Raw genomic sequence first — 21,827 nt, 5'->3', positions numbered from 1 at the left:
GTCGAAAGCGCGGTGGGTCAGCCCTTTTTCGCGATGAAGGCAAGATTGTTGGCGGGCATTTCGACACGTTCAATTGTCGATGCGCCCGCCGCGTTCAGGCAGGTCTCGATGACGCTGTCGTTTTTGTAGCCAATATCGGGATCGGCAGCGCGCAGGTCTGCGTCAAACCGCCTGTCGCCTTCACTGGTCAATTGCCCGTTTCGCCTGAAAGGACCATAGAGAATGAGCCGCCCGTCTGGCCGGAGGGCTTTCAGGGCTTCCGACAACACTGTCTCGCTGCTCGGCATGTCGATCAGGTGCAGAAGATTTATCACAACGATCAAACTGTTGTCCGAATGGCACCGGTGCCAATCCGTTTGAGCGGCATCAAGGGCCAAGGCCGGTCGAATGTTCGTCATCCCGGCATCAGCCGCATAGGCATTGATGCTGGCAAGCCGTGCAGGATCAACCTCGGTTGGCTGCCAAACCAGTTCTGGCAGGGCTGCCGCGAATGCAGTCACATGCTGGCCGGTTCCACTGGCGATTTCCAGCGCGGCACCGGTTTTGGGTGCGAATTTGGCAAGCAGGCCAACCAGCGCATCCGCATTGCGCGCAGCGGCGGGCGCATGCAGCTTCGCGCCATCAGTTTGTTGCGCCACACTGGCATTGGATGGAATTTTAGACACTACCGCAACCTGTCTGGCGTGAGGGCTACCACAACATCTGCATCAATCCCGGGCGTCTTTCCCAGAACCAGGTCGGCCAAAAGAGTTGATGCCGCAGGCGCGGTTTGAAACCCATAACCGCCCTGGCCAGCACACCAGACAAATTCCGGCTTTACCGGGTCACGCCCCAAAACGAGCGTCCGGTCGGGAGCGAAACTGCGTAACCCGGCCCAGCTGGATTGAAGCTGCGTGACAGGTTCCGTCACCACTTCTTCGTAGCGTGCCAGCCCCTCTGCCAACGTCAGGTCTTCGGCCCAGGCATCATGGGGCTCAACCGGGTCTTCGTCTGCGGGCGAGACCAGTAGAAACCCAGCGTCCGGTTTGGCATACCAGGTCTCGCCAACGCCAAAGAATATCGGCCATTTTCCAACATCATGACCTCCGGGCGCCGGGATGCGTGCAACAGAGCGTCGATGTGGCACGATGTGCAGCGGCTCGACACCAGCCATCTCTGCGATTGTATCGGCCCAGGCGCCAGCGGCGTTGATCAGAGTTGGTGCGTGAAACTGTTCTTCGCCGCAGGTAACTTTCCACTCTCCGTTTGCGTAATTTATGCTTTCCACACGTCGACCTGTTTCGACGCGCCCACCGGATCGGCGCACGGTACGGGCGAAATCCTGCAAAAGCCGATCCGTGTCGATGTCGAGCGCCTCCGTATGATAGGCCGCCAAGGCAACCTTCCGGGCATCAAGAATAGGGACGAGGGCCAAGGCTTCCGCCACTGTGACCGGTTCAGTGCCAAGAGTGGCCACATCTTTCTCGAAGGCGTCGCGTTCATGGCTCCGGGCAATGAGCAGCAGGCCGCGCGGGCTGAGATAGCCGTTTGTCTGAAGATAACCAAAACTGGCCCCATTCAGCGCCTGTACGCTGGGCGCGCCGTAATTCTGTTCGATCAGTGCGGCGGACCGGCCCGAGGCATGATAGCCAAGGGAGCCTTCTGCTTCCAGAACCAGTACATTGGCTGTCTCTGAGAGGCGCGCGGCAACGGATAGTCCAGCGATGCCGCCTCCAATGACGATGATGTCCGTCATGCCTGTTCTTCGATACGGTCCGTGGCAGGTGGCGGTGTCGGGCTGAGGGCTGCAAGTCGTGCATAGAGTTCCGCATCCATATCGAAATGCATCGCGGCAAGAGAGGGCCCGAGTTGCTCTGCGGAGCGCGCCGAAGTGATGGGCGTCGGGCCCATCGGGTGCGCTGCGGCCCAGGCCACGGCCAGCGTTGGCGCATCAACCCCAATATCGGCAGCGACCTTAGCCAGACCGACGGCGGCCTGATGCATCCAGTCCAGGCCGTAGCGTGCGGCGTACCGGTCGTCTTCGATCAACCTGCCGCCTCCGCCAGCTGCATACTTGCCAGTCAGAAGTCCACCCCCCAATGGCGAATATGGGGCGCACGCCACATCCTGATCGGCACACATCGGCAGAATTTCAACCTCTGCCTGACGTTTCACGAGATTGTACATCGGTTGCAGAATGTCGATTGTGAGATCGAATTTTGCTGCAATGCCAATGGCTTTGACAACCTGCCATGCGGCGAAGTTGGACACACCGATATAGCGGATTTTTCCAGCGTTTTTGAGTTCCGCCAGAGCCTCCATGCTCTCGTGCAAATCCGTGTCCGGATCGAAGCGGTGCATGTATAGGACATCAACCATGTCCATGTTCAGACGCTGGCGAGAAATTTCGAACGATTGAGAGATGTTCTCCTTGGAACCGCCCCCTGTGTAGGCCGCCTTGGTCGCGATGATCAGGCGGTCGCGTTGATTGCCAAGCAGGGCACCAAGCAGTTTTTCGGAAGCGCCGTCGTTATACACATGTGCCGTGTCGAAATGTGTGACACCTGCGTCAATAGCTGCGTCAAACATCGCGCGGGAAGCGGCTTCATCAGCGCGACCGCCAAATTGCATGGTGCCAAACGCGAGGCGGCTTGCGGGGGTCCCATCCGGGCTGGTCAGAATTCTAGTCATGAATGCAGAAGTGGCATGCACCTGCGGGCCATGCAATATTCAATTCAATTGCGGAACAGAAAAGAGGCGCTTCATGATCATCGCAGATAAAGCGGTACTTGCGGGCACCGCGCGTGATGCATCCGGCCCCGGCTGGAGCAGCCTGCGGTTGCTGGTGAAATCCGATGGCATGGGGTTTTCCATGACGGAAACCAGGGTGTTTCCGGGCGCGGTTCTCAACCTTCACTATAAAAACCATGTGGAAGCCTGTTATTGCATTGGTGGTCGCGGAACGGTTGTCGAGTTGGAGTCTGGGACGTCTCACGACATCACACCCGGTGTTCTGTACGCGCCAAATGCGCATGATCGTCACGAGGTGCATGTCACGGGCCCCGAAGCCCTGCATCTGATTTGCGTGTTCTCACCGGCCTTGCAGGGCGATGAAGTTCACGGTCCCGATGGCAGCTATGCCTCTTCCTGAGGAACCGCACCCTCTGGCAGTGCGGCAAGTACAAATGCAATGACTTTTTTGCGGCTCATCTCGCAGGGATACAAACGTGCACCTGTGGTCAATCGGTAGTAATTGAAACTGATGTAATCTTTGCCCCCCAGTTCCTCCGCAACCAGCTTTGTCGATTTGCCGTCGTTGAATTGTGTTTTTGTGGCGATATAGCGACGCCCCTTTACACGCGCGTAAAAGGTGCCGTGTGGCAATGCGTCCAATGCCTGGGCCAAGCTACGCAAGGGGTCGTCGTTCAAGATTTCTGACCAATTTTTGGCTCTGTCCCCGCGCGTATGCGTGCAATATTGGAACGATGGCGCCAGAAGACAATCAGGGTGAGCAGGACGCTCAGCATCGTGGCCTCGGGCACGCCAAGTAAAATCATCAATACCGTCGATGATGCAGCGGATACCAACGCGCCCATAGACGAAATGCGCGAAACCAGCGCACCGATCAGCCAGGCGACGCAGCAACCCACACCAACCGGAAAGCTCAAAGCCAGCACGATGCCCAGAAACGTGGCCACCCCCTTGCCGCCAGCGAATTTCAGCCAGATCGGGTAGCAATGGCCCAGCATGGCCATCAACCCGGCAATCTGGGCAGTGTCTTCACTTCCAAACTGGCGGGCGATCAGCACTGCCACAGCGCCTTTGCCTGCGTCCAGCAGAAGTGTCAGGGCCGCAGCGGTTTTGTTGCCTGTCCGCAGGACATTTGTCGCACCGATATTGCCGGACCCGATCTGCCGCAGATTGCCCAGCCCCATGATCCGTGCCAGCACCAGACCAAAGGGAATGGAGCCCAGCAGGTAGCCAAACAGGCCCCAGGCGGCGAGGGCGGTCGCTGTATGTTCAATGATCGGCATCAGGATGTCTCGTAGACGCAGGTTCCGGCAACATAAGTCGCCAGCACCTTGCCCTGCATCCGCGCGCCATCAAAGGGGGTATTGCGCGATTTTGAGCGCAGCGTGGCGCGATCCATCAGGAATGGCACGTCCGGATCAAAGAGCACCAGATCCGCCGGGCTGCCGACACGCAGACGACCGCTTTCCAGACCAAGCCGCTTAGCCGGGTTGAGCGACATCGCGCGCCACAACGTGGGCAGGTCGATCAGCCCCGCATGATAAAGCCGCATCGCCGCAGGCAGCAGTGTTTCCAAGGCAACGGCACCCGATGCGGCCTCTTCAAATGGCAGGCGTTTGCTTTCCTCGTCCTGCGGTGTGTGCATGGAAGAGATCACGTCGATCAGGCCATTTTTGACCGCTTCGGCAACGGCCAACCGGTCCTGTTCGTCGCGCAAGGGTGGCTTCAGTTTGAAAAACGTACGGTAGTCCGCCACGTCCAACGCATTCAGCGTCAGATGGTGGATCGACGTGCCCGCCGTGATATCAAGCCCGTTGGCCTTGGCACGTTCCAGCGCGGGCAGGGCGCGGGCGCAGGTGATCTGGTCCGCGTGGTAGCGCGCGCCCGTCATCTCTATGAGCGCGATGTCCCGGTCGAGCGCCATGCGTTCCGCCATGGGCGACACCGCGGGCAGGCCGCGCAGGGAGGCGAATTTTCCGGATGTGGCCGCCGCACCCCGGCTGAGCCCCGGATCCTGCGGGTGCGCAATGACCAGCGCGTCGAGGCTGCGCGCATAGGTGAGGGCTCTGGAAAAAACCTTGGTGTCCGTCACCACCCGGTCGCAATCAGTGAAGGCAACGGCACCCGCATCCATCAAGAACCCGATCTCTGTCATCTCGCGGCCTTCGCGCCCTTTGGTCAGCGCGGCCATGGGCAACACATTGACCGGCGCGACCTCATTTGCCCGGCGCGTGACGAATTCCAGGGTTTCGGGGCTGTCGATGGCAGGTTCCGTATCGGGGCGCGTGACCATGGTTGTGATGCCACCCGCCGCCGCTGCCAACCCCGCCGAGCGGTAGCTTTCTTTGTGTCGGTCACCGGGTTCGCAGACCTTGACGCCCAGATCGACAATGCCGGGCGCGAGATATTTGAGATGACAGTCAATGACACGACCGGACGTCAGGCGCGGTGCGTCTTTCGGCAGGTGTTTGGTGATGCGCCCGTCTTCGACAACCAGCCCGCCGACCTTGATCTCATCGGTTTCCGGATCAACGATGCGGGCGTTCAGAAAGGTCAGTTTGGTCATTGCAGGTGGCTCCCACAGGCGGCGTGTCGTCGGTTGTCGGAAGACCGCGCGCCAAAAATCCTCATCACGCCCCCACCCAGATCATCAGGCCCACCACCGCGAAGGCGACCAGCAGGGCAACCATGGCCACGCGGCCGGACATCTTCGGGTCTTTGGGCTCATTCATGGCATCATATCCTTTGGGCTCATGCCAGCACCCACCAGATTGCCAAGCCGATCACCAGGATGATTGTGAGAACAACCATCACGCTCCCGGCGGGACCGCGCTTTGTGGCAGGTTGTGTTGCCGGGGTGCCGCTGTAGGGTTTGGCGCTGTCGGTGCTCAGGTCAACGCTGCGCCGGGCGGGTTTGGGTTCGGTGTAACTGCCGATCAGGGTCAGATCGGCGCTCGGGGTCAGTACGGCGGGTGCGCCGGCAAAACTGCTGGAGAATAGCAACAGCACATATCCTTCCAGCGCCTCCAGTTTGCCGCGATCCGCCGTAAGCGCTTCATCGTCAACCGCATAGCCATCTCTCAGATAGGCGCTCAATCCCACGCCCGTCAGATCGGCAACCGGAAAAATCTCCACACTGGCGGTGTTCAGATGCGGGCTGCCAAGAAGTTGGCGGGCCAGATCGGCCTTGGGCAGGGTCTTGAGCGCGCCGGCCACCTCCGCCGGGGCCATGTTTATGGCAAAGACGCGGATCACGCCGCTCTCTGCCGGTTTGATTTCGATGCTCCGGTTCATGCAGGCGCCACCCGGGTTAATCGCAAGTTCTGCGCCAACAGGTCCATGGTGGCCATGCGCACCGCAACGCCCATCTCGACCTGATCCTGAATGACGCTGCGGTTGATGTCATCGGCCAACGTGCCGTCAATCTCCACGCCACGGTTCATCGGGCCGGGATGCATGACAATCGCGTCCGGTTTGGCATGTTTGAGCTTTTCCGCATCCAGCCCGTAGCGATGGTAATATTCGCGCTCAGACGGAATAAACCCACCGTCCATACGCTCTTTTTGCAGGCGCAGCATCATCACCACATCGACGTCCTTCAGACCGTCTTCCATGCTGTCAAAGACCTCGACCCCGAATTCTGCAATGCCCGAAGGCATGAGGGTCGGCGGGCCGATCAGACGCAAGCGGTTTTCCATTTTGCCCAGCAGCATGATGTTTGAGCGCGCCACCCGGCTGTGGGCGATATCGCCGCAGATCGCGATGGAAAGCCGGTGCAACCGGCCTTTCGCCCGACGGATCGTCAGCGCATCCAGCAGCGCCTGCGTGGGGTGCTCGTGACGCCCATCGCCTGCGTTCAAAACCGCGCAATTGACCTTTTGCGCCAGCAAATCCACGGCTCCCGAATGCGGATGCCGCACAACCAGCAAATCGGGATGCATGGCGTTCAGCGTCAGGGCCGTGTCGATCAAGGTTTCGCCCTTTTTGACCGAACTGGCCTGCATTGCCATGTTCATCACATCCGCCCCCAGCCGTTTGCCTGCGATCTCAAAACTCGCCTGCGTGCGCGTGGAATTCTCAAAGAACATGTTGATCTGGGTCAGACCCGCCAGCGCGTCGGCGTGTTTGTCGGGTTGTCTGTTCAGAGCCGCGTAGGTGTCCGCCAAATCCAGTAACGTCGTGATTTCTTCGGGGCGCAGGGCCTCGATGCCAAGCAGATGGCGGTGCGGGAACGTCATGGGCGGCAACCTATCGTGATTTGCCACCTTATAGGGATGGCGGGCCGGGCGGGCAAGCGGTGCCTGCCTGCGCAACGGCTGTTCAGTTCCGTCAATCCGGCGCGTAGAGTGGGGGTATGGAATCAGCCGAATATCATCACGCACTGGCCCTTTTGGATTGGCAGGTCAAACTTGGCGCGACCGAGGCGATTTGCGACGCACCAGTGAATTGTTACGCGTTGCCGGATACGCTCGCCAAGCCCCGAAACGTGCCGCAGGCTGCGGCGAAACCAATGACCGCCAGCGCTCAGCCCGATCCGGTTGCTGAGGCCAGCAGATTGGCGGAAATGGCGCAGGATCTGGACGCGTTGCGCGCAGCTCTTGCGGGATTTGAACACTGTGAGTTGAAACGCGGCGCACGCAATCTTGTCTTTTCCGATGGCATCCCGGGCGCGCCCGTGATGATCATCGGGGAGGCGCCGGGACGCGATGAGGACCGCGAAGGACTTCCCTTTGTCGGGCGTGCAGGCCAGTTGCTGGACCGGATGCTGGCAGCCATCGACATGGGTCGCGCGCGTGCGGATGCGCCTGTCTACATCACCAATGTTCTGCCGTGGCGTCCCCCCCAGAACCGTGATCCACATCCCGAAGAGATAGCAATGATGCGTCCGTTTCTTGAACGTCATATTGCTTTGGCCGATCCGCAAGTGATTGTGATCATGGGAAATATCAGCGCGCAGGCGCTTTTGGGAAAGAGAGGCATCACCCGCCTTCGGGGCAACTGGACCGAGTGCTTTGGGCGCCCCGCGTTGCCGATGTTCCATCCTGCCTATCTGCTGCGCCAGACGGGCGCGAAACGCGAAGCCTGGGCCGATCTTTTGAGCCTCAAGGCACGGGTGGGCAATGGTTGATCTGGTCATGCTCGTGGCATTCATACCGGCGGCACTTGCGCTGAATGTCACGCCGGGTGCGGATATGATGTTCTGTCTGGGACAGGGTATCAGGTCGGGGCCTCGTGCGGCTTGGGCTGCCAGTGCGGGCATATCGACGGGCAGTATGATTCACGTCCTGTTGGCAGGTGCTGGCCTGAGCACTTTGGTTGCGACGTTGCCTTATGCGTTTGATACTATCAGATGGGTTGGGGTTGCTTACCTGCTATGGTTGGCGGCGCAAGCCTTGCGTCGCCCGGACGCTCCCACGCAGGATCAGAACGCGCCAAGAGGACGACCCTATGGCGCAGGCCTTTTGGTAAACCTGACGAATCCCAAGGTCATCCTCTTCGTATTGGCGTTCATCCCGCAGTTTGTCGACCAGAACGCCGGCCCGATATGGGTTCAGTTCTTGCTCTTCGGTGCGATCATTTCTGTCTGCGGTTTCTTTGTAAACGGGCTTGTCGGGGTATTTGCAGCGTCATTGGGTCAAAGGCTTGCCAACGGCAGCCGGGTTCTGGATTGGATAAGTGCGGGGATATTTACGGCACTTGCCGGACGACTCACCGTATTGGAGAAAGCTTGAAATGAGCCGAATTGACACAGCGCTCGACTTCGTGCCCGTCCGCATCGCGATCCTGACCGTATCGGACAGCCGCAGCATTTCCGAAGACAAGTCAGGTGATGTTCTGGTGGCGCGGTTACTCGGCGCTGGCCACGAACTTGCGGATCGGCGGATATTGCCGGATGAGCGCGACCAGATCGCCGGGCAATTACGTGTCTGGTGTGAAGATAACGCCGTTGACGTGGTGATTTCCACTGGTGGTACCGGCCTGACCGGGCGCGATGTTACAGTTGAAGCGCACCGTGATGTCTATGAAAAGGAGATTGATGCCTTTGGTACGGTCTTCACCATTGTCTCGATGCAGAAAATTGGCACCAGCGCCGTACAAAGCCGCGCCACGGGAGGGGTGGCCAATGGTACCTATCTTTTTGCGCTGCCGGGCAGCCCGGGTGCCTGCAAAGATGCCTGGGATGAAATACTGGTTAAACAGCTCGATTATCGCCACCGGCCCTGCAATTTTGTCGAGATCATGCCGCGTTTGGATGAAAACCAGCGACGGAAATGACATCCTGATACGTAACACCCTTGTGGGTTGGTATTTTTTTCGGCCCAGCTAGGTTATATATGGGATTGAACAAGCCAACAGGACGACGGCAAAATGCGGTTCTTGCGCCAAAGCATGATCGGACTATTTCTGGCGGCGATCTCGTTGGGATTGCTGATTTTTGCTGGTCAGATGATCCGGGACGCCGTGCAGGATCGCCTCAACGCGGATGCCGCGCCGCAGACAGCGCGCGAGCGTGTTTTTGCGGTGAACGTCCTGCGGGCGGAGGCGCAGAGTATCGTGCCAATTCTGGAAACATTCGGAGAAGTCGCGTCCCGTCGTACGCTTGAACTGCGCGCTGCCGTTGGCGGGCGTGTGGTTGAGCTTGCCGGAAACTTCGAAGATGGTGGTGCGGTGCGCACGGGGGAGGTTCTGGTTCGGATTGATCCCGCAGATATGCAATCGGCGCTGGACCGGCTTAAGGCTGATCTGGCGGATGCAGAGGCTGAAGGCCGTGATGCGGCCCGTGCGCTCGATCTCGCGCGCGACGAGGAAGCTGCCGCAGAAGACCAGGTGGCATTGCGACAAAAGGCATATCGGCGACAGGTTGACTTGGCAGCACGCGGTGTCGGTACATCGGCCGCTGTCGAAGAGGCAGAACTGGCCGCTGCAGCGGCCCGCGCGACCGTGTTGGCGCGCAGACAGGCCGTCACGCTGGCCGAAGCCCGTATCGATCAGGCAGCGACCAGACTGTCACGGTCCCGGATCGCTCTGGATGAAGCACGTCGAAATCTTGAAGATGCTTCTATCGAGGCACCTTTTGATGGGACGTTGAGCGAGACCGCAATCGTCGAAGGGCGATTGGTGTCCGTAAATGAGCGGTTGGCAGATCTGATTGATCCCAACGATCTGGAAGTGGCTTTTCGATTGTCGACCGCACAATACGCGCGACTGCTTGATGCGAATGGCGATCTGGTCGCTGCCAAGGTCACGGCGACACTGGATGTGACAGGGGTTGATCTTGAAGCAACCGGAACGGTAAGCCGTGTCAGTGCTGCGACCGGCGAAGGGCAGACGGGGCGCCTTGTTTTTGCGCGTCTTTTCGAAGCGCGCGGGTTTCGTCCGGGCGATTTTGTGACCTTGAATATCCACGAACCGACCCTGGACGATGTGGTGCGCCTGCCAGCGAGCGCGCTGGATGCGCAAAACCAGGTCCTGGTGATTTCGGGAGAAGATCGCCTCGAAATATTGGATGTAGCCTTGTTGCGCCGACAAGGGGACGAAGTTCTGGTGCAGGGTGAAGGATTGGCGGGCCGTGAAGTGGTAACCAGCCGGACGCCGCTTTTGGGGCCGGGCATTGCGGTGCGCCCCTTGCGAGGAGAAGGACGCAGTGAAGCAGCCGTGCCGGATATGCTCGAGCTGACCGAAGAGCGTCGCGCAAAACTCGTGGCCTTTGTGCAGGGCAATCTGCGCATGCCGCAGGATGCCAAGGAAAAGACCCTTGCGCAACTCGCCGAGCGAGAAGTGCCCGCCAAGATGGTTGCCCGCATCGAAAGCCGTATGGGGGGATAGCGTATGGCACGGCAAATTCCCCAAGCGGCCAGTGGCATCCTTTCCTATTTCACGCGTCACCGAACAATCGCCAATCTCCTTTTCGTGTCGCTCATTATTGCCGGGCTGGCGGCCCTGCCGAACATGCGGACGCAGTTTTTCCCTGATGTCATTCTGGACAAGGTGACGGTTTCGACGAATTGGGATGCAGCAGGACCTGAAGAGGTCGACCGGGCAATTGTGCAGCTTCTGGAGCCTGCATTGCTGGCCGTGGAAGGTGTGGAAAGCTCAGCCTCCATCGCGCGCGAGGGTTGGTCTCGGATCACTCTGAGTTTTGAGCCTGATTGGGACATGTCGCGCGCCGCTGACGATGTTCAGAGTGCGGTGGATGCGGTCACTGAGCTTCCGGAGGACGCAGATGAGCCGGAGGTCCGTCGTACCGTGTGGCGGGACCGTGTCACCGATGTTGTAATCAGCGGGCCGGTGGCGCCGGAACAGTTGGCGCAATTTGCCGATGAACTGGTGGTGCGATTGTTCGCGGCAGGTGTCACACGAACGACAATCCGGGGCGTTGCCGCGCCGCGTACATTGGTGGAGGTGCCGTCCGCGCGATTGATCGCGCATAACATCAGCATGGCGGAAATCGCGGCGGCCATCGCTGCGGAAGCAGATACAGACCCCGCCGGCGATGTGTCGGGCTCAAACGCCCGCGTCAGAACCGGTGTCGAAAAACGCGCGCCCGACCAGATTGCCGATATTGTCCTGCGATCCGAGCCCAATGGTGCGAAATTGCGGATCGGCGATCTGGCCACTGTCTCACGCGAAGGCAGTGATCGCGAGCGCAGCTATCTTGTCGGCGTCAATCCGGCGATTTCTGTCAGGGTGGATCGATCCGCAAGGGGCGATGCGGTGGGTATTCAGGCAAAGGTCGAGGATGTCGCTGAAAAGCTTGAAGCAACCCTGCCCAATGGGGTCACCATCGAACTCATTCGCACGCGTGCCGCCGCGATCACCGGGCGCCTGGACATCCTGATCGACAATGGGTTGATCGGTCTCGGTCTGGTCGTGTCCCTGCTGTTTTTGTTCCTGAATGCCCGGACGGCTTTCTGGGTCGCAGCCGGTATCCCGGTTGCAATGATGGCTGCGATTTCTTTAATGTATGCGGCTGGCATTACGCTCAACATGATTTCCCTTTTCGGCCTGATCATCACATTGGGGATCGTGGTCGACGATGCCATCGTGGTTGGTGAACACGCGGACCATCGCGCGCGGCGGTTCAATGAAACGCCGTATCAGGCAGCGGAAAATGCCGCGCGGCGGATGGCGATGCCGGTATTCGCCGCCACTTTGACCACCGTGATTGCCTTTTTTGGACTGGTTGCGATCGGAGGCCGTTTTGGATTGTTGATCAGAGACATCCCGCTGACGGTTATTGCCGTTCTGGTCGCATCGCTGATCGAGTGTTTTCTGATATTGCCCAACCATATGGCGCACGCACTTGCCGCGCAGGCCAAGGAACGTTGGTACGATTGGCCCAGCAGGCAGGTCAATCGCGGGTTCAGATGGGCGCGTGAAACCCTGTTCCGCCCGTTGATGGCTGGTGTGATCCGGGCGCGCTATGTGGTTCTGGCCGGTGTCGTCGCGATACTGGCCAGTCAGGTTGCCATCTTCATCCGGGGCGACGTGCAATGGCGGTTTTTCAATGCGCCTGAACGGTCTTCTGTGACGGGCAACTTTGCCATGGTGGATGGCTCAACACGGCAAGATACGCTGGAAATGACACGTGAATTGCAACGTGCCACCGCCGAAGTGGCCGCAGAATACGAGGCGCGCTACGGTCTCAACCCGGTGGAGCATGTTCTGTCGGAGGTGGGTGGCACCACGGGGCGCGGTCTGGACGGCATGGACATCAAGGACAAAGACCTTCTTGGTGCGATTTCCATTCAGCTGATTGATGCGGATCTCAGACCTTATTCAAGCTTTGCCTTTGTCGGTGATTTGCAAGAGCGGGTGGTGAACCATCCCCTGACCGAAGTTGTCTCGTTCCGCGGGTGGCGTTCCGGCCCCGGCGGCGATGCCTTGAGTGTTCGGCTTTCAGGCGGCGACACGGACACTTTGAAAGCCGCAAGCCTTGATCTGCAAAACGAGCTACGCCAATACTCGGAAGTCTCAGCGCTGCAGGACAACCTGTCCTATGATAAGGAAGAACTGATCCTTGACCTCACCGCACAGGGCCAGGCGCTTGGCTTTACGATTGATGACCTGGGACGTGTCTTGCGCAACAGGCTCGGCGGGATCGAAGCCGCGACCTATCCGGACGGGCCGCGCAGCGCGACCATAGATGTTGAACTTCCCGCAGGCGAATTAACGGCCGACTTCCTTGACCGGACACAATTACGCACACCGGCAGGCGAATATGTACCGCTGGCTGATATCGTGAGCGTGCAACGACGGATCGGTTTCAGCACGGTGCGGCGCGAGAACGGGATCAGGACGATTTCGGTTACCGGAGACATCTCCGAGGACAATCCCGCACGCGCCGCTGAGATCCAACAGGCACTGGAGCAGCAAATCCTGCCACGCATCGCCAGTGAGCGGCAGATCGAATGGCAGCTTGCCGGGTTGGCAGAGCAGGAAGACACCTTTCTGAATGAAGCGATGACGGGGCTCATATTGTGCCTTTCGGGCATATATCTCGTATTGGCCTGGGTTTTTGGCAGTTGGACCCGCCCAATGGTTGTCATGGCGATCATCCCCTTCGGGCTTGTCGGGACGATCTATGGGCATGTGTTGTGGGATGTCCCCTTGAGCATGTTCACGGTGGTGGGCCTGCTGGGCATGACCGGAATTATCATCAACGATTCCATTGTGCTGATCACCACCATCGACGAATACGCGCAGGATCGTGGGCTGATCCCTTCGATTATTGAGGGTACTTCCGACAGGCTGCGCCCGGTTATGCTCACAACGATGACCACAGTTTTGGGCATGGCACCGTTGCTCTATGAGGGCAGCCGGCAGGCGCAATTCCTCAAGCCCACGATCATCACGCTGGTCTACGGGTTGGGTTTCGGCATGCTTCTGGTCTTGTTGGTGGTTCCGGCGCTGGTTGCCGCCCAGCATGACATAGCCCGGCAGATGAATGCGATGCGGCGGGGGCTCAACGCGCCGGTTGCCAGTATCAAGATCGGATTTGCAGCCCTCTGGGCCTTGATCCTGTGCTGGTGCCTGGCAACGCTTGGCTGGGTTCTCTGGTATGGCGCCTTGCCCGAGGCCCTTGCGGTGGCTTTCCCCGCAGTGACACAGCTTTCGGCACTCCTCGCCGCCCTGCTGCTCTTCCTCTCGGGGGTCGTTGTGATTGTTCTGGGTGCCTATGGCTTCACAGCTGCGGCTCTTTTCGCCAGACGTGCGCGCCGACAGGCTTAGCCTGCGGTGCAGCCTTGAATATCGACGGCATGGTTGTTGCCCAAAACCGTGAGCCTGATGGTCGAGCGATCCAATGCAATGGTTCCGCCATTGACATGAATCATTTCCGAGACACCGACGATCTCCCGGCCTGTGCGTTGGGTTTCGGCTTCGCTTACCCAGATTTCGCCGCTGCCGGGTTCGATGATCACCACCTCATTGCCGCCGGTAGAGGGAACGGTGACACGCGCCTCGATGCGCAACCCGTCTGTCGTGGGCTCCATCCGGCAGGTAGCGGCCGCCACGCCCGCCTCCTTGGCTGAAAAAGGGCGTTGTGCCAAGGCCGCTGCAATGGCCGGTGTCGGCTTCGAGCCGCTGTGCTGCAACGTCTCGTCGAAACTGACCGTATGGGGAATACAGATGTCGGCGCAAATTCCGATATCCATGACCAGTTTCACGCGCATTGGCTTGCCCGTCTTCTTTGGCTCAAGCGTGAAAGGAATGACGAGTTCGTCCGCGTAGCCTATGGAGCGCAGGCCATTTTGGTCAAAGACTTTCGGTGTTGGCCATGCGACTTGGACGGATTTCATGTTCTTGGATCCGGACCAGTTGAATTGTGGCGGTATCCCTGCGTCTCCGGGCGTGCGCCAATAGGTTTTCCACCCGGGCTCCAGGGAAAGACGCACGGCAGCGACGCGGCTTCCGTCTGCCTGCACCCAACCGGGCAACAACTCGGCTGAAACGGGTAAGTCAAATCGATCCTGGGCCAAACCGGGCAGCGCAGAGAGACATACGAGAGCGAGGGCAAGCGATAAGCGTATCATTCCTTCGATATGGGCGAACGCCGTTGAAATGCCAAGTCACGATCCGGTCAGCCATGTTTCGCCGTTTTTGGCAGGCATTTCCCTTGCACCCGGCAGGGCGCCGCGCCATTCTGAGGCCATGACGTCTGCGCATTCCGAGACCGGTCCCCTTGATTTGAATGGCAAACTGCTGGTGGCAATGCCGTCTATGGGGGATTCGCGCTTCGAACGGTCCGTGATCATGCTGTGCGCGCATTCTGACAAGGGGGCGATGGGGCTGATTCTGAACAAGCCCAGTGCGGATGTCCGCATGAGCGATGTTCTGGACCAGTTGGAAATCCAGCCCTCCAAAAAAGCCGCAGCGATGCCAGTGCATTTTGGCGGACCTGTCGAGACCGGGCGCGGGTTTGTGCTGCATTCAAGCGACTACCAATCGAGCCTTCACACACTCTCGGTGCCCGGGGGGTTCGGGATGACAGCGACCTTGGATATTCTGGAAGAGATTGCCCGGGATCAGGGCCCAAGCCGCGCGATCATGATGCTGGGTTACGCGGGATGGGGACCGGGTCAGCTGGAAAACGAAATTGGCCATAACGGTTGGCTTACGGCGGATGCGTCGGCCAATCTGGTGTTCTCAACCTCAGCAAGTGACAAGTGGGTTGAAACGGTCAAGAGCCTGGGCATTGATCCTTTGGGCCTGTCCTCGACCGCGGGCCACGCCTGATCCTTTTGGTGGCGTTGCTAAAGTGATCGATGGTTTAGCGCGGGGCCGCGGCGCGCGCGAGGCGATCATTGATGGCGCGGCCCAATCCATGATCCGGTATTGGCGCGACCGCAATTGGCAAGCCCTTGGCGTCAAGCTGGTGCAAACTCTCAAAAAGGCGCGCGGCTGCTTCGTGAAGATCAGCATTTTCAGAGAGATTGAGATCGCAGGCCATCGCGCCGAAACCGAGAAAGACTTCCCCGATGCGTTTCGCCGTTGCGTTCATGCGCAATGGGGCGTTTGGCGCGTAATGTGACGCCAGTTGACCGGGTGCCCTGACGCGTTTGGGGTCACGTGGCGTTTCAGCTTCTGCCAATGCGGTGCCAAGAGCCACTTCGATGATTTCAATGGGCAGCCCACCTGCGCGCAGCAGGAGAGGTGCCTCAGCCAGACCGACGATCGTACTTTCCAGACCCACGAGGCAGGGACCATCATCCAGAATTGCCGATACTTTGTCGCCCAATCCCGCCATCACATGGGCGGCTGTTGTGGGGCTGATGCGCCCGGATGGGTTTGCAGATGGCGCAGCGACCGGCCCCCCAAAAGCCCGCAGCAAAGCTTGCGCCGACTTTTGCGCAGGCACCCTTAGGGCCACTGTGGGCAACCCTGCAGTAACCAGCGACGACAAACCGTGCTCTGGCAGCAAGGGCAGGACCAACGTCAACGGCCCCGGCCAAAAGGCCTGCGCCAACCGGTCGGCTGTGTCTGACCATGCAACATAGGCTTGCGCCGCCGCGACGTCGGGAAGATGCACAATCAGCGGATTGAAGCTTGGACGCCCTTTGGCCTCGTAGATTGCCGCGACGGCGCGTCCATTGCGGGCGTCGGCCCCGAGACCATAGACTGTCTCGGTCGGAAACGCGACAAGTTGCCCACTTCCAAGGAGGTCCGCAGCCTTGGCGAAGCCAGCAGGTTCGGGGTGCAGGATTTTGGGCGCTTTCAACTCATCACACTCCGTGACGCCGCGTTTCGATTGCCGGACGCGGCGATGCGGCTCATGTATAAAACGCTAGACCTTTATAGGCTGTGGCCATTATTGCCAAGGTGGCCGATGACCCGGACGGAGACGATTTGATGCCCTTTCATGCGCCAGTGGATGATTTCACCTTTCTGTTTGATCATGTTGTTGATTTTGCCCGGCTGCGTGAGACACAGCAGTTCCAGGATGCAACGGATGATGTGACGCGCGCGATCCTGACAGAAGCCGGAAAGCTCTGCGATGAGGTGATGGCTCCCTTGCAACGCCCCGGTGATCTGCACCCTGCGCGGCTTGAGAATGGTATTGTGCGGACATCACCGGGGTATGAGACCGGATGGACAGCCATCGCGGAGGGCGGTTGGATCGGGATGTCAGCCGATCCCGAGTATGGCGGGATGGGTCTACCGATGACCCTGACTTCGGCGGTCAACGAGATGATGAGCGGTGCGTGCCTGTCGTTGCAACTGGCACCGTTGATGAGCCAGGGCCAGATTGAGGCGCTGGAGCATCACGCAAGTGACGCCATCAAGGCGCTTTATCTGCCGAAACTGATTTCCGGCGACTGGACGGGCACCATGAACCTGACAGAACCGCAGGCGGGATCGGATGTGGGGGCTTTGTCCAGCAAGGCAGTCGACAACGGCGATGGCACCTATGCGGTCACGGGCCAGAAGATCTATATCAGTTGGGGAGATCATGATCTGGCGGAAAATGTCTGCCATCTGGTGCTGGCACGCCTGCCGGATGCGCCCGCCGGCACGAAAGGCATCAGCCTGTTTCTGGTGCCCAAATTCATCCCCAATGAGGATGGCTCGCTTGGCGCGGCAAATGGCGTGAAAGTTGTCAGCCTTGAGCACAAGATGGGCCTGCATGGCTCGCCCACTGCCGTCATGCAATATGATGACGCAACCGGCTGGCTGGTCGGGCCGGAACAGGGCGGCATGGCGGCCATGTTCACCATGATGAACAATGCGCGCCTTGGTGTGGGCGGGCAGGGGATTGGCGTGGCCGAAGCCGCCTGTCAGCACGCGGTGCAATACGCGCTTGAGCGCAAACAGGGCAGAACAGCGCTGGCCGATGGTACCGGTACGATCTCGGATCACGCCGATGTGCGCCGCATGCTGATGACCATGAAAGCAGATATATTCGCGGCTCGTGCCATCGCCCTGAGTTGTGCAATGGCCATTGATATGGCGCGTGCAACGGGCAGCGATGACTGGCGCGCCCGTGCCGCTTTGCTGACACCGATTTCAAAGGCGTTCGGCACCGATACGGGCATGGCCATCGCAGAGATGGGCGTGCAGGTGCATGGCGGCATGGGGTTCATCGAGGAAACAGGTGCGGCGCAGTTCAGCCGCGACGTGCGTGTCACAGCGATCTACGAAGGCACAAACGGCATTCAGGCGATGGATCTGGTGGCGCGCAAGATGATGGACGGTGGCGAGGCTGCGGCCCGGTTGCTCGATGAGGTTGAGGCGCTTGCCGAAGCGGCACGCGGCACGTTGCCCGACCTTGCCGAACCGGTCTGGCAGGCCTCCGAAAGCCTGCGCGAAGCGACGGAGTGGCTGAACGCGCAAACGGATATGAATATCCGTTTCTCGGGCGCTGTGCCCTATTTGCGGGCGTTTGCCCGGGTGCTTGGCGGCTATCTGCACCTCAAGGCGGCCCTGGCGGATCAGGAGGGTGCGCGTGAAAAACTGGCACGGTTTTATATCAAGCGCCTGCTGCCGGAACACGCGGGGCTTCTGGCCCATGCACAGGCGGGATCCGAAGACCTCTTTGCGCTCAGCGCTGACGAATTGGCCGCCTGATGAAAGATCAATTGCCAGAGGGTCTGCGGTATCCTTGGGACGAGCCTCCCGCCGAAGGGGATGCCATCGAAATAGCACCAGGCGTTCTGTGGATGCGCTTACCGCTGCCCATGAAACTCGATCACGTCAATATCTATGCGCTGGACGATGGCGACAGTTGGACCGTGATCGACACCGGATTTGCTTCCAAACGAAGCAAGGCGATCTGGCAGACCCTGATGGCAGGCCCTTTGAACGGCAAGCCCATTGAGCGCGTGGTTGTCACTCATCACCATCCCGATCACGTGGGTTTGGCGGGATGGTTCCAGACCGCGCATGGAGCCGAACTGGTCACGACCCGCACCGCCTGGCTGACCGCCCGCATGCTGACGCTTGACGTGCAGGATGTGCCGTCGCCTGAAAGCCTCGCGTTTTACCGCAGCGCCGGCATGGATGCCGATATTTACGAAACACGCGCCAGGGAACGCCCGTTCAACTTTGCCGATGTCGTGGCCCCGATGCCGCTGGGCTACACCCGCATCGAGCAGGGCGATGTGATCGAGATGGGCGGACGGCGCTGGGATGTTCATATCGGCAACGGTCACGCCCCCGAGCATGCGACCTTCTGGAGCCGGGACGATCATCTGGTGCTGGCGGGCGACCAGATTTTGCCCTCCATCAGTCCCAACATCGGCGTCTATGCCACCGAACCGATGGCCGACCCGATTGCCGACTGGCTGGAAGCCTGCGAACGCCTGTCGACACTGGCGCGGCCTGACCATCTGGTCTTGGGGGGGCACAAACTGCCCTTTACCGGCCTGCCCCTGCGAATGCGGCAGCTAATTGACAATCATCATGGGGCCCTGACGCGCCTGCTTGACTACATCGACACGCCCAAAACCGCGGCGGAATGCTTTGTGCCGCTCTTCAAACGCAAGATCGGGACGGCGGAATATGGCCTGGCGCTTGTCGAGGCTGTCGCACATTTGAGCCACCTCTATCAGTCGGGTCTTGCCAGCCGGACACGCCGCGCTGATGATGCCTGGGAGTATCAGCGCAAAGGATAGACAATGGGTGACAAGATCGAAACCTCCGCCGAGCTGGCAGAAGCAAACGCTTTGCCACGCCGTCACGAAGTGCATTGTGATCCCGAAACGCCTGCGCCGGATGCACCGGAACTACCCCAATCAATTGCCTCCAAACCGACAGCGCAAAAATCGCCGGCGCAATGGGCATATGAACGCATCATCATCTATCTGAAAAATTTTGAAGAGCAGTTGGATAACGCGCATGAGGTGGCCATGGGTTTCACCGGTGGGGATGCAGGTGTCCTGCGGATCGAAGGGATGGGATACTTCGATCCCGATATCGTGACGTTTTACGGCAGCGATGGCGCGGGTGGCAAAACGCAGCTCATTCAGCATGTGAGCCAGCTCAATGTGATGCTGCGCGCTTTGCCCAAGCCTTCTGAAACCGTCGAAGCGCGCCGGATCGGTTTCCGGCTGGCTCAGGACATTGAAGATAATGCATAGCTGTGGGGCAACCGGTTTCGCGACTGCAGAGCTCTGGGGCATGACCCTCTAACAGAATCATACGCATTTCGCCGCATCCGTTGGCCAAGCGGGTGACATGGCTGGAAGAATCTATTAGGGCTGGTCGAAACATCTTTAGAAGGGCTGCGGAAATGGCAGATCACAAGCACGGTGACATGGAGATCACCACTCAGGAAAAAACCTTTGATGGTTTTATGCGTTTCACCACCAAAAGCGTGATCATTATCATTCTTCTTTTGGTTGGCATGGCGATTTTCATCACCTGAGCTGAACTGGCCCGCGGGGATAAATAATGCGCTTACTGATGATCCTGGCCGCAGCGTCATTGCTGACGGGATGTGCGGTATCGTCCGTTTTCGAAGCATCGCCGGAAGAAATCGCCGCCAAGGTTTACGTTCCCGAGGGGCCGCCGAAGCTTACGATTTTCACAATGGTGAACAATACGACCGGCAGCGGTGGCCATACGTCCCTGATGGTGAGCGGGTCCCAACAGGTGATCTATGACCCTGCGGGATCGTTCTTGCACGCTGACGTGGCGGAACGCGGCGACGTGCTCTACGGGATGTCACCGGCCTGGGTACAGGGCTACAAGAGCGCGCATGCGCGCAGCACCTATCATGTTGTGTCCCAGGAAATCATAGTGACGCCCGCGCAGGCCGAACGAGCGCTGCAACTGGTACAATCCAAGGGTGCTGTCCCCGGCGCGTTTTGCGCCAATGCAACCTCGGCGATTTTGAAAGAAATCCCTGGCTTTGAAAATATTTCGGTGACGTTCTTCCCGATCAATCTCATGGAGCAGATTGCACAACGTCCGGATGTGAAAACCGACAAATACTATGAGAATGACGAGGGCGACGTACGCGACGGGATCGAAGCTGCACAAAGCTGATCGCAAACCCCTAACCTAAGAGATAGAGCGCGCCGAATAACGTCGCTGCTCCGGATATGATTGCGGCAAGCACGTTCTTGGTTGCAAGACCTACAAGCAGCGTCGCGGAGGCCGCCAACATGCGGGGCAGGTCGGGTTGCCCTCCCGTTGCGGCAGGCCAGACAACAAGCGGCGAAACCATCGCCGGCAACATGGCCACGGCAGTATATCGCAAGTGCCGCAGCAACCATTTGGACATCGGGCGGTCCCCGACGATCCCGAGGAATGCAAAACGTAGAAAGTAACTGCCAAGGCCGAGGCAAATGATGACGGTCCAGAGGGTATTCAGCTCAGTCATTTTCTGCCTTTCGACGCTCTATGATGGCTTCTGCCTGCGCACCAGCGATCATTCCCAAGGCACCCGCAATAATCAGTCCCAGCGAATAGGGTACGCCCGCGGCCAGCAAGCTGACGACGATTGCGACACAGGCGGCGATGACGTGGGCTGCGGTGCGCAGCATGGGCGCGACCATCGCCAAAAAGGTTATGGGCAGTGCAAAATCGAGCGCCCAGCTTTCGGGCACCTGCGTGCCAATTGCTGCGCCGATGAATGTACTGATGTACCATGTCGGCACGATCGGGGTCAGCACACCGAAAAAATAAGCCATCCGCTGAGGCACGGTCATTTGCGGTTCTTTTTCAAATTGTGCAACGGAACAGGCGTAGGATTGGTCGACCGTGAAATACGCCGCAATGGCCCGCTGCCAGAGAGGGGCCGCGCCAATCCAGGGCGTGAGCGATGCCGAATACATCGCAACCCGTAAATTTACCGCGAGTGCAGAGGCCAGGACAATCAGTGTCGGGGCGTTTTCCTGCATCAGTTGCAACGCGGTAAACTGCGCCGCACCAGCGAAGACGACCGCAGAAAAGGCAAGCGTTTCCAGAATGTTGAGGCCAGCTTCCGTCGCCAGCACGCCAAACAGCATCGCAAAAGGCCCGACAACGAGCAAAAATGGGGTGCCGTCGGCTACCCCTTTCCAAAAGGCTGACGCCCTTGTGCGTGTTTTCGGTGTGGTGGAGGACATGAGATGCTTCTAAAGTTACCGCCAAGAGGTAGCTTAGCTTCGAGG

At 59.2% G+C, this 21,827-nt stretch carries 24 protein-coding genes; 12 read left to right on the top strand and 12 right to left on the bottom strand.

The features are described from left to right. Positions 1-17: 17 nt before the first annotated feature. The 3 genes from ACOTTU_RS10830 to ACOTTU_RS10820 are packed head-to-tail and all read right to left on the bottom strand — an operon-like array spanning position 18 to position 2,670. Complete coding sequence (locus ACOTTU_RS10830; RefSeq protein ID WP_425657957.1) at positions 18-665, bottom strand: DUF938 domain-containing protein; 648 nt, start codon at positions 663-665, stop codon at positions 18-20. Next, positions 665-1,735: an NAD(P)/FAD-dependent oxidoreductase gene (locus ACOTTU_RS10825; RefSeq protein ID WP_425657955.1), complete on the bottom strand. Its 1,071-nt coding sequence runs from the start codon at positions 1,733-1,735 to the stop codon at positions 665-667. The genes ACOTTU_RS10830 and ACOTTU_RS10825 overlap by 1 nt, the downstream gene beginning before the upstream one ends. Beyond that, positions 1,732-2,670, bottom strand: coding sequence for an aldo/keto reductase (locus ACOTTU_RS10820; protein ID WP_425657953.1), 939 nt, complete (start codon positions 2,668-2,670; stop codon positions 1,732-1,734). Before ACOTTU_RS10820 ends, ACOTTU_RS10825 begins: the two co-directional genes overlap by 4 nt. Positions 2,671-2,743: 73 nt before the next feature. Here ACOTTU_RS10820 and ACOTTU_RS10815 point away from each other — a divergent pair, with 73 nt between their 5' ends. Next, on the top strand, positions 2,744-3,130 hold the full coding sequence (locus ACOTTU_RS10815; RefSeq protein WP_425657952.1) for an ectoine synthase: 387 nt from the start codon (positions 2,744-2,746) through the stop codon (positions 3,128-3,130). Here ACOTTU_RS10815 and ACOTTU_RS10810 read toward each other — a convergent pair. The 5 genes from ACOTTU_RS10810 to ACOTTU_RS10790 form a co-directional block, all read right to left on the bottom strand. Next, on the bottom strand, positions 3,115-3,393 hold the full coding sequence (locus tag ACOTTU_RS10810) for a hypothetical protein (protein WP_425657950.1): 279 nt from the start codon (positions 3,391-3,393) through the stop codon (positions 3,115-3,117). The genes ACOTTU_RS10815 and ACOTTU_RS10810 overlap by 16 nt on opposite strands. Before the next feature lie 11 nt (positions 3,394-3,404). Next, the gene (gene plsY, locus ACOTTU_RS10805) at positions 3,405-4,013 is read right to left on the bottom strand and encodes a glycerol-3-phosphate 1-O-acyltransferase PlsY (protein WP_425657948.1); all 609 of its coding nucleotides are present in this window, start codon (positions 4,011-4,013) and stop codon (positions 3,405-3,407) included. Further along, positions 4,013-5,296, bottom strand: coding sequence for a dihydroorotase (pyrC, locus tag ACOTTU_RS10800; protein ID WP_425657947.1), 1,284 nt, complete (start codon positions 5,294-5,296; stop codon positions 4,013-4,015). The genes plsY and pyrC overlap by 1 nt, the downstream gene beginning before the upstream one ends. 185 nt (positions 5,297-5,481) lie before the next feature. Beyond that, on the bottom strand, positions 5,482-6,024 hold the full coding sequence (locus ACOTTU_RS10795; RefSeq protein WP_425657945.1) for a hypothetical protein: 543 nt from the start codon (positions 6,022-6,024) through the stop codon (positions 5,482-5,484). Next, a complete protein-coding gene (locus ACOTTU_RS10790) occupies positions 6,021-6,968 on the bottom strand; it encodes an aspartate carbamoyltransferase catalytic subunit (RefSeq protein ID WP_425657944.1) in 948 nt (315 codons plus the stop codon). Before ACOTTU_RS10790 ends, ACOTTU_RS10795 begins: the two co-directional genes overlap by 4 nt. Before the next feature lie 116 nt (positions 6,969-7,084). On the opposite strand from ACOTTU_RS10790, the gene ACOTTU_RS10785 reads away from it, so the two are divergent. The 5 genes from ACOTTU_RS10785 (at position 7,085) to ACOTTU_RS10765 (ending at position 13,962) form a co-directional block, all read left to right on the top strand. Beyond that, positions 7,085-7,858: a uracil-DNA glycosylase gene (locus tag ACOTTU_RS10785; protein ID WP_425657942.1), complete on the top strand. Its 774-nt coding sequence runs from the start codon at positions 7,085-7,087 to the stop codon at positions 7,856-7,858. Next, positions 7,851-8,462 carry a LysE family translocator gene (locus tag ACOTTU_RS10780; protein WP_425657940.1) on the top strand — a complete coding sequence of 204 codons (612 nt, stop codon included), beginning with the start codon at positions 7,851-7,853 and terminating at the stop codon, positions 8,460-8,462. Before ACOTTU_RS10785 ends, ACOTTU_RS10780 begins: the two co-directional genes overlap by 8 nt. A 1-nt stretch (position 8,463) precedes the next feature. Continuing rightward, complete coding sequence (gene moaB / locus ACOTTU_RS10775) at positions 8,464-9,006, top strand: molybdenum cofactor biosynthesis protein B (RefSeq protein WP_425657938.1); 543 nt, start codon at positions 8,464-8,466, stop codon at positions 9,004-9,006. A gap of 93 nt (positions 9,007-9,099) precedes the next feature. Continuing rightward, on the top strand, positions 9,100-10,557 hold the full coding sequence (locus ACOTTU_RS10770; RefSeq protein ID WP_425657936.1) for an efflux RND transporter periplasmic adaptor subunit: 1,458 nt from the start codon (positions 9,100-9,102) through the stop codon (positions 10,555-10,557). 3 nt (positions 10,558-10,560) lie between these two features. Next, the gene (locus ACOTTU_RS10765) at positions 10,561-13,962 is read left to right on the top strand and encodes an efflux RND transporter permease subunit (protein WP_425657934.1); all 3,402 of its coding nucleotides are present in this window, start codon (positions 10,561-10,563) and stop codon (positions 13,960-13,962) included. Here the strand turns inward: ACOTTU_RS10765 and ACOTTU_RS10760 are convergent. Then, positions 13,959-14,765 carry a protein-disulfide reductase DsbD domain-containing protein gene (locus ACOTTU_RS10760; protein WP_425657932.1) on the bottom strand — a complete coding sequence of 269 codons (807 nt, stop codon included), beginning with the start codon at positions 14,763-14,765 and terminating at the stop codon, positions 13,959-13,961. The two genes, ACOTTU_RS10765 and ACOTTU_RS10760, sit on opposite strands and share 4 nt — an antisense overlap. A gap of 118 nt (positions 14,766-14,883) precedes the next feature. Here ACOTTU_RS10760 and ACOTTU_RS10755 point away from each other — a divergent pair, with 118 nt between their 5' ends. Next, a complete protein-coding gene (locus ACOTTU_RS10755) occupies positions 14,884-15,468 on the top strand; it encodes a YqgE/AlgH family protein (protein ID WP_425658354.1) in 585 nt (194 codons plus the stop codon). A gap of 34 nt (positions 15,469-15,502) precedes the next feature. Here ACOTTU_RS10755 and ACOTTU_RS10750 read toward each other — a convergent pair whose 3' ends face one another. Continuing rightward, entirely contained in the window at positions 15,503-16,450 is a 948-nt protein-coding gene (locus tag ACOTTU_RS10750; RefSeq protein WP_425657931.1) for an L-threonylcarbamoyladenylate synthase, read from the bottom strand. A gap of 131 nt (positions 16,451-16,581) precedes the next feature. On the opposite strand from ACOTTU_RS10750, the gene ACOTTU_RS10745 reads away from it, so the two are divergent. The 5 genes from ACOTTU_RS10745 to ACOTTU_RS10725 all read left to right on the top strand — a co-directional run bounded on the left by ACOTTU_RS10745 (position 16,582) and on the right by ACOTTU_RS10725 (position 20,718). After that, positions 16,582-18,297: an acyl-CoA dehydrogenase gene (locus ACOTTU_RS10745; protein WP_425658352.1), complete on the top strand. Its 1,716-nt coding sequence runs from the start codon at positions 16,582-16,584 to the stop codon at positions 18,295-18,297. Beyond that, positions 18,297-19,343, top strand: a complete 1,047-nt coding sequence (locus tag ACOTTU_RS10740) for an MBL fold metallo-hydrolase (protein ID WP_425657929.1) — start codon at positions 18,297-18,299, stop codon at positions 19,341-19,343. The genes ACOTTU_RS10745 and ACOTTU_RS10740 overlap by 1 nt, the downstream gene beginning before the upstream one ends. Before the next feature lie 3 nt (positions 19,344-19,346). Beyond that, complete coding sequence (locus ACOTTU_RS10735; protein ID WP_298920591.1) at positions 19,347-19,808, top strand: DUF6173 family protein; 462 nt, start codon at positions 19,347-19,349, stop codon at positions 19,806-19,808. Between the two features lie 92 nt (positions 19,809-19,900). Next, a complete protein-coding gene (locus ACOTTU_RS10730; protein ID WP_425657927.1) occupies positions 19,901-20,095 on the top strand; it encodes an aa3-type cytochrome c oxidase subunit IV in 195 nt (64 codons plus the stop codon). Between the two features lie 26 nt (positions 20,096-20,121). Beyond that, a complete protein-coding gene (locus tag ACOTTU_RS10725; RefSeq protein ID WP_425657926.1) occupies positions 20,122-20,718 on the top strand; it encodes a hypothetical protein in 597 nt (198 codons plus the stop codon). 10 nt (positions 20,719-20,728) lie between these two features. Here ACOTTU_RS10725 and ACOTTU_RS10720 read toward each other — a convergent pair whose 3' ends face one another. Both ACOTTU_RS10720 and ACOTTU_RS10715 read right to left on the bottom strand, forming a co-directional pair. Continuing rightward, a complete protein-coding gene (locus ACOTTU_RS10720) occupies positions 20,729-21,055 on the bottom strand; it encodes an AzlD domain-containing protein (RefSeq protein ID WP_425657924.1) in 327 nt (108 codons plus the stop codon). Beyond that, the gene (locus ACOTTU_RS10715) at positions 21,048-21,782 is read right to left on the bottom strand and encodes an AzlC family ABC transporter permease (protein ID WP_425657922.1); all 735 of its coding nucleotides are present in this window, start codon (positions 21,780-21,782) and stop codon (positions 21,048-21,050) included. Before ACOTTU_RS10715 ends, ACOTTU_RS10720 begins: the two co-directional genes overlap by 8 nt. Positions 21,783-21,827 lie beyond the last annotated feature (45 nt).

The sequence above is a fragment of the Roseobacter sp. EG26 genome (assembly GCF_049830555.1).
In the GTDB taxonomy this organism is placed as follows: Bacteria; Pseudomonadota; Alphaproteobacteria; order Rhodobacterales; family Rhodobacteraceae; genus Roseobacter.
The sequence above is the reverse complement of the archived record's forward strand: the minus strand, read 5'-3'. Positions and strand labels throughout refer to the sequence as shown.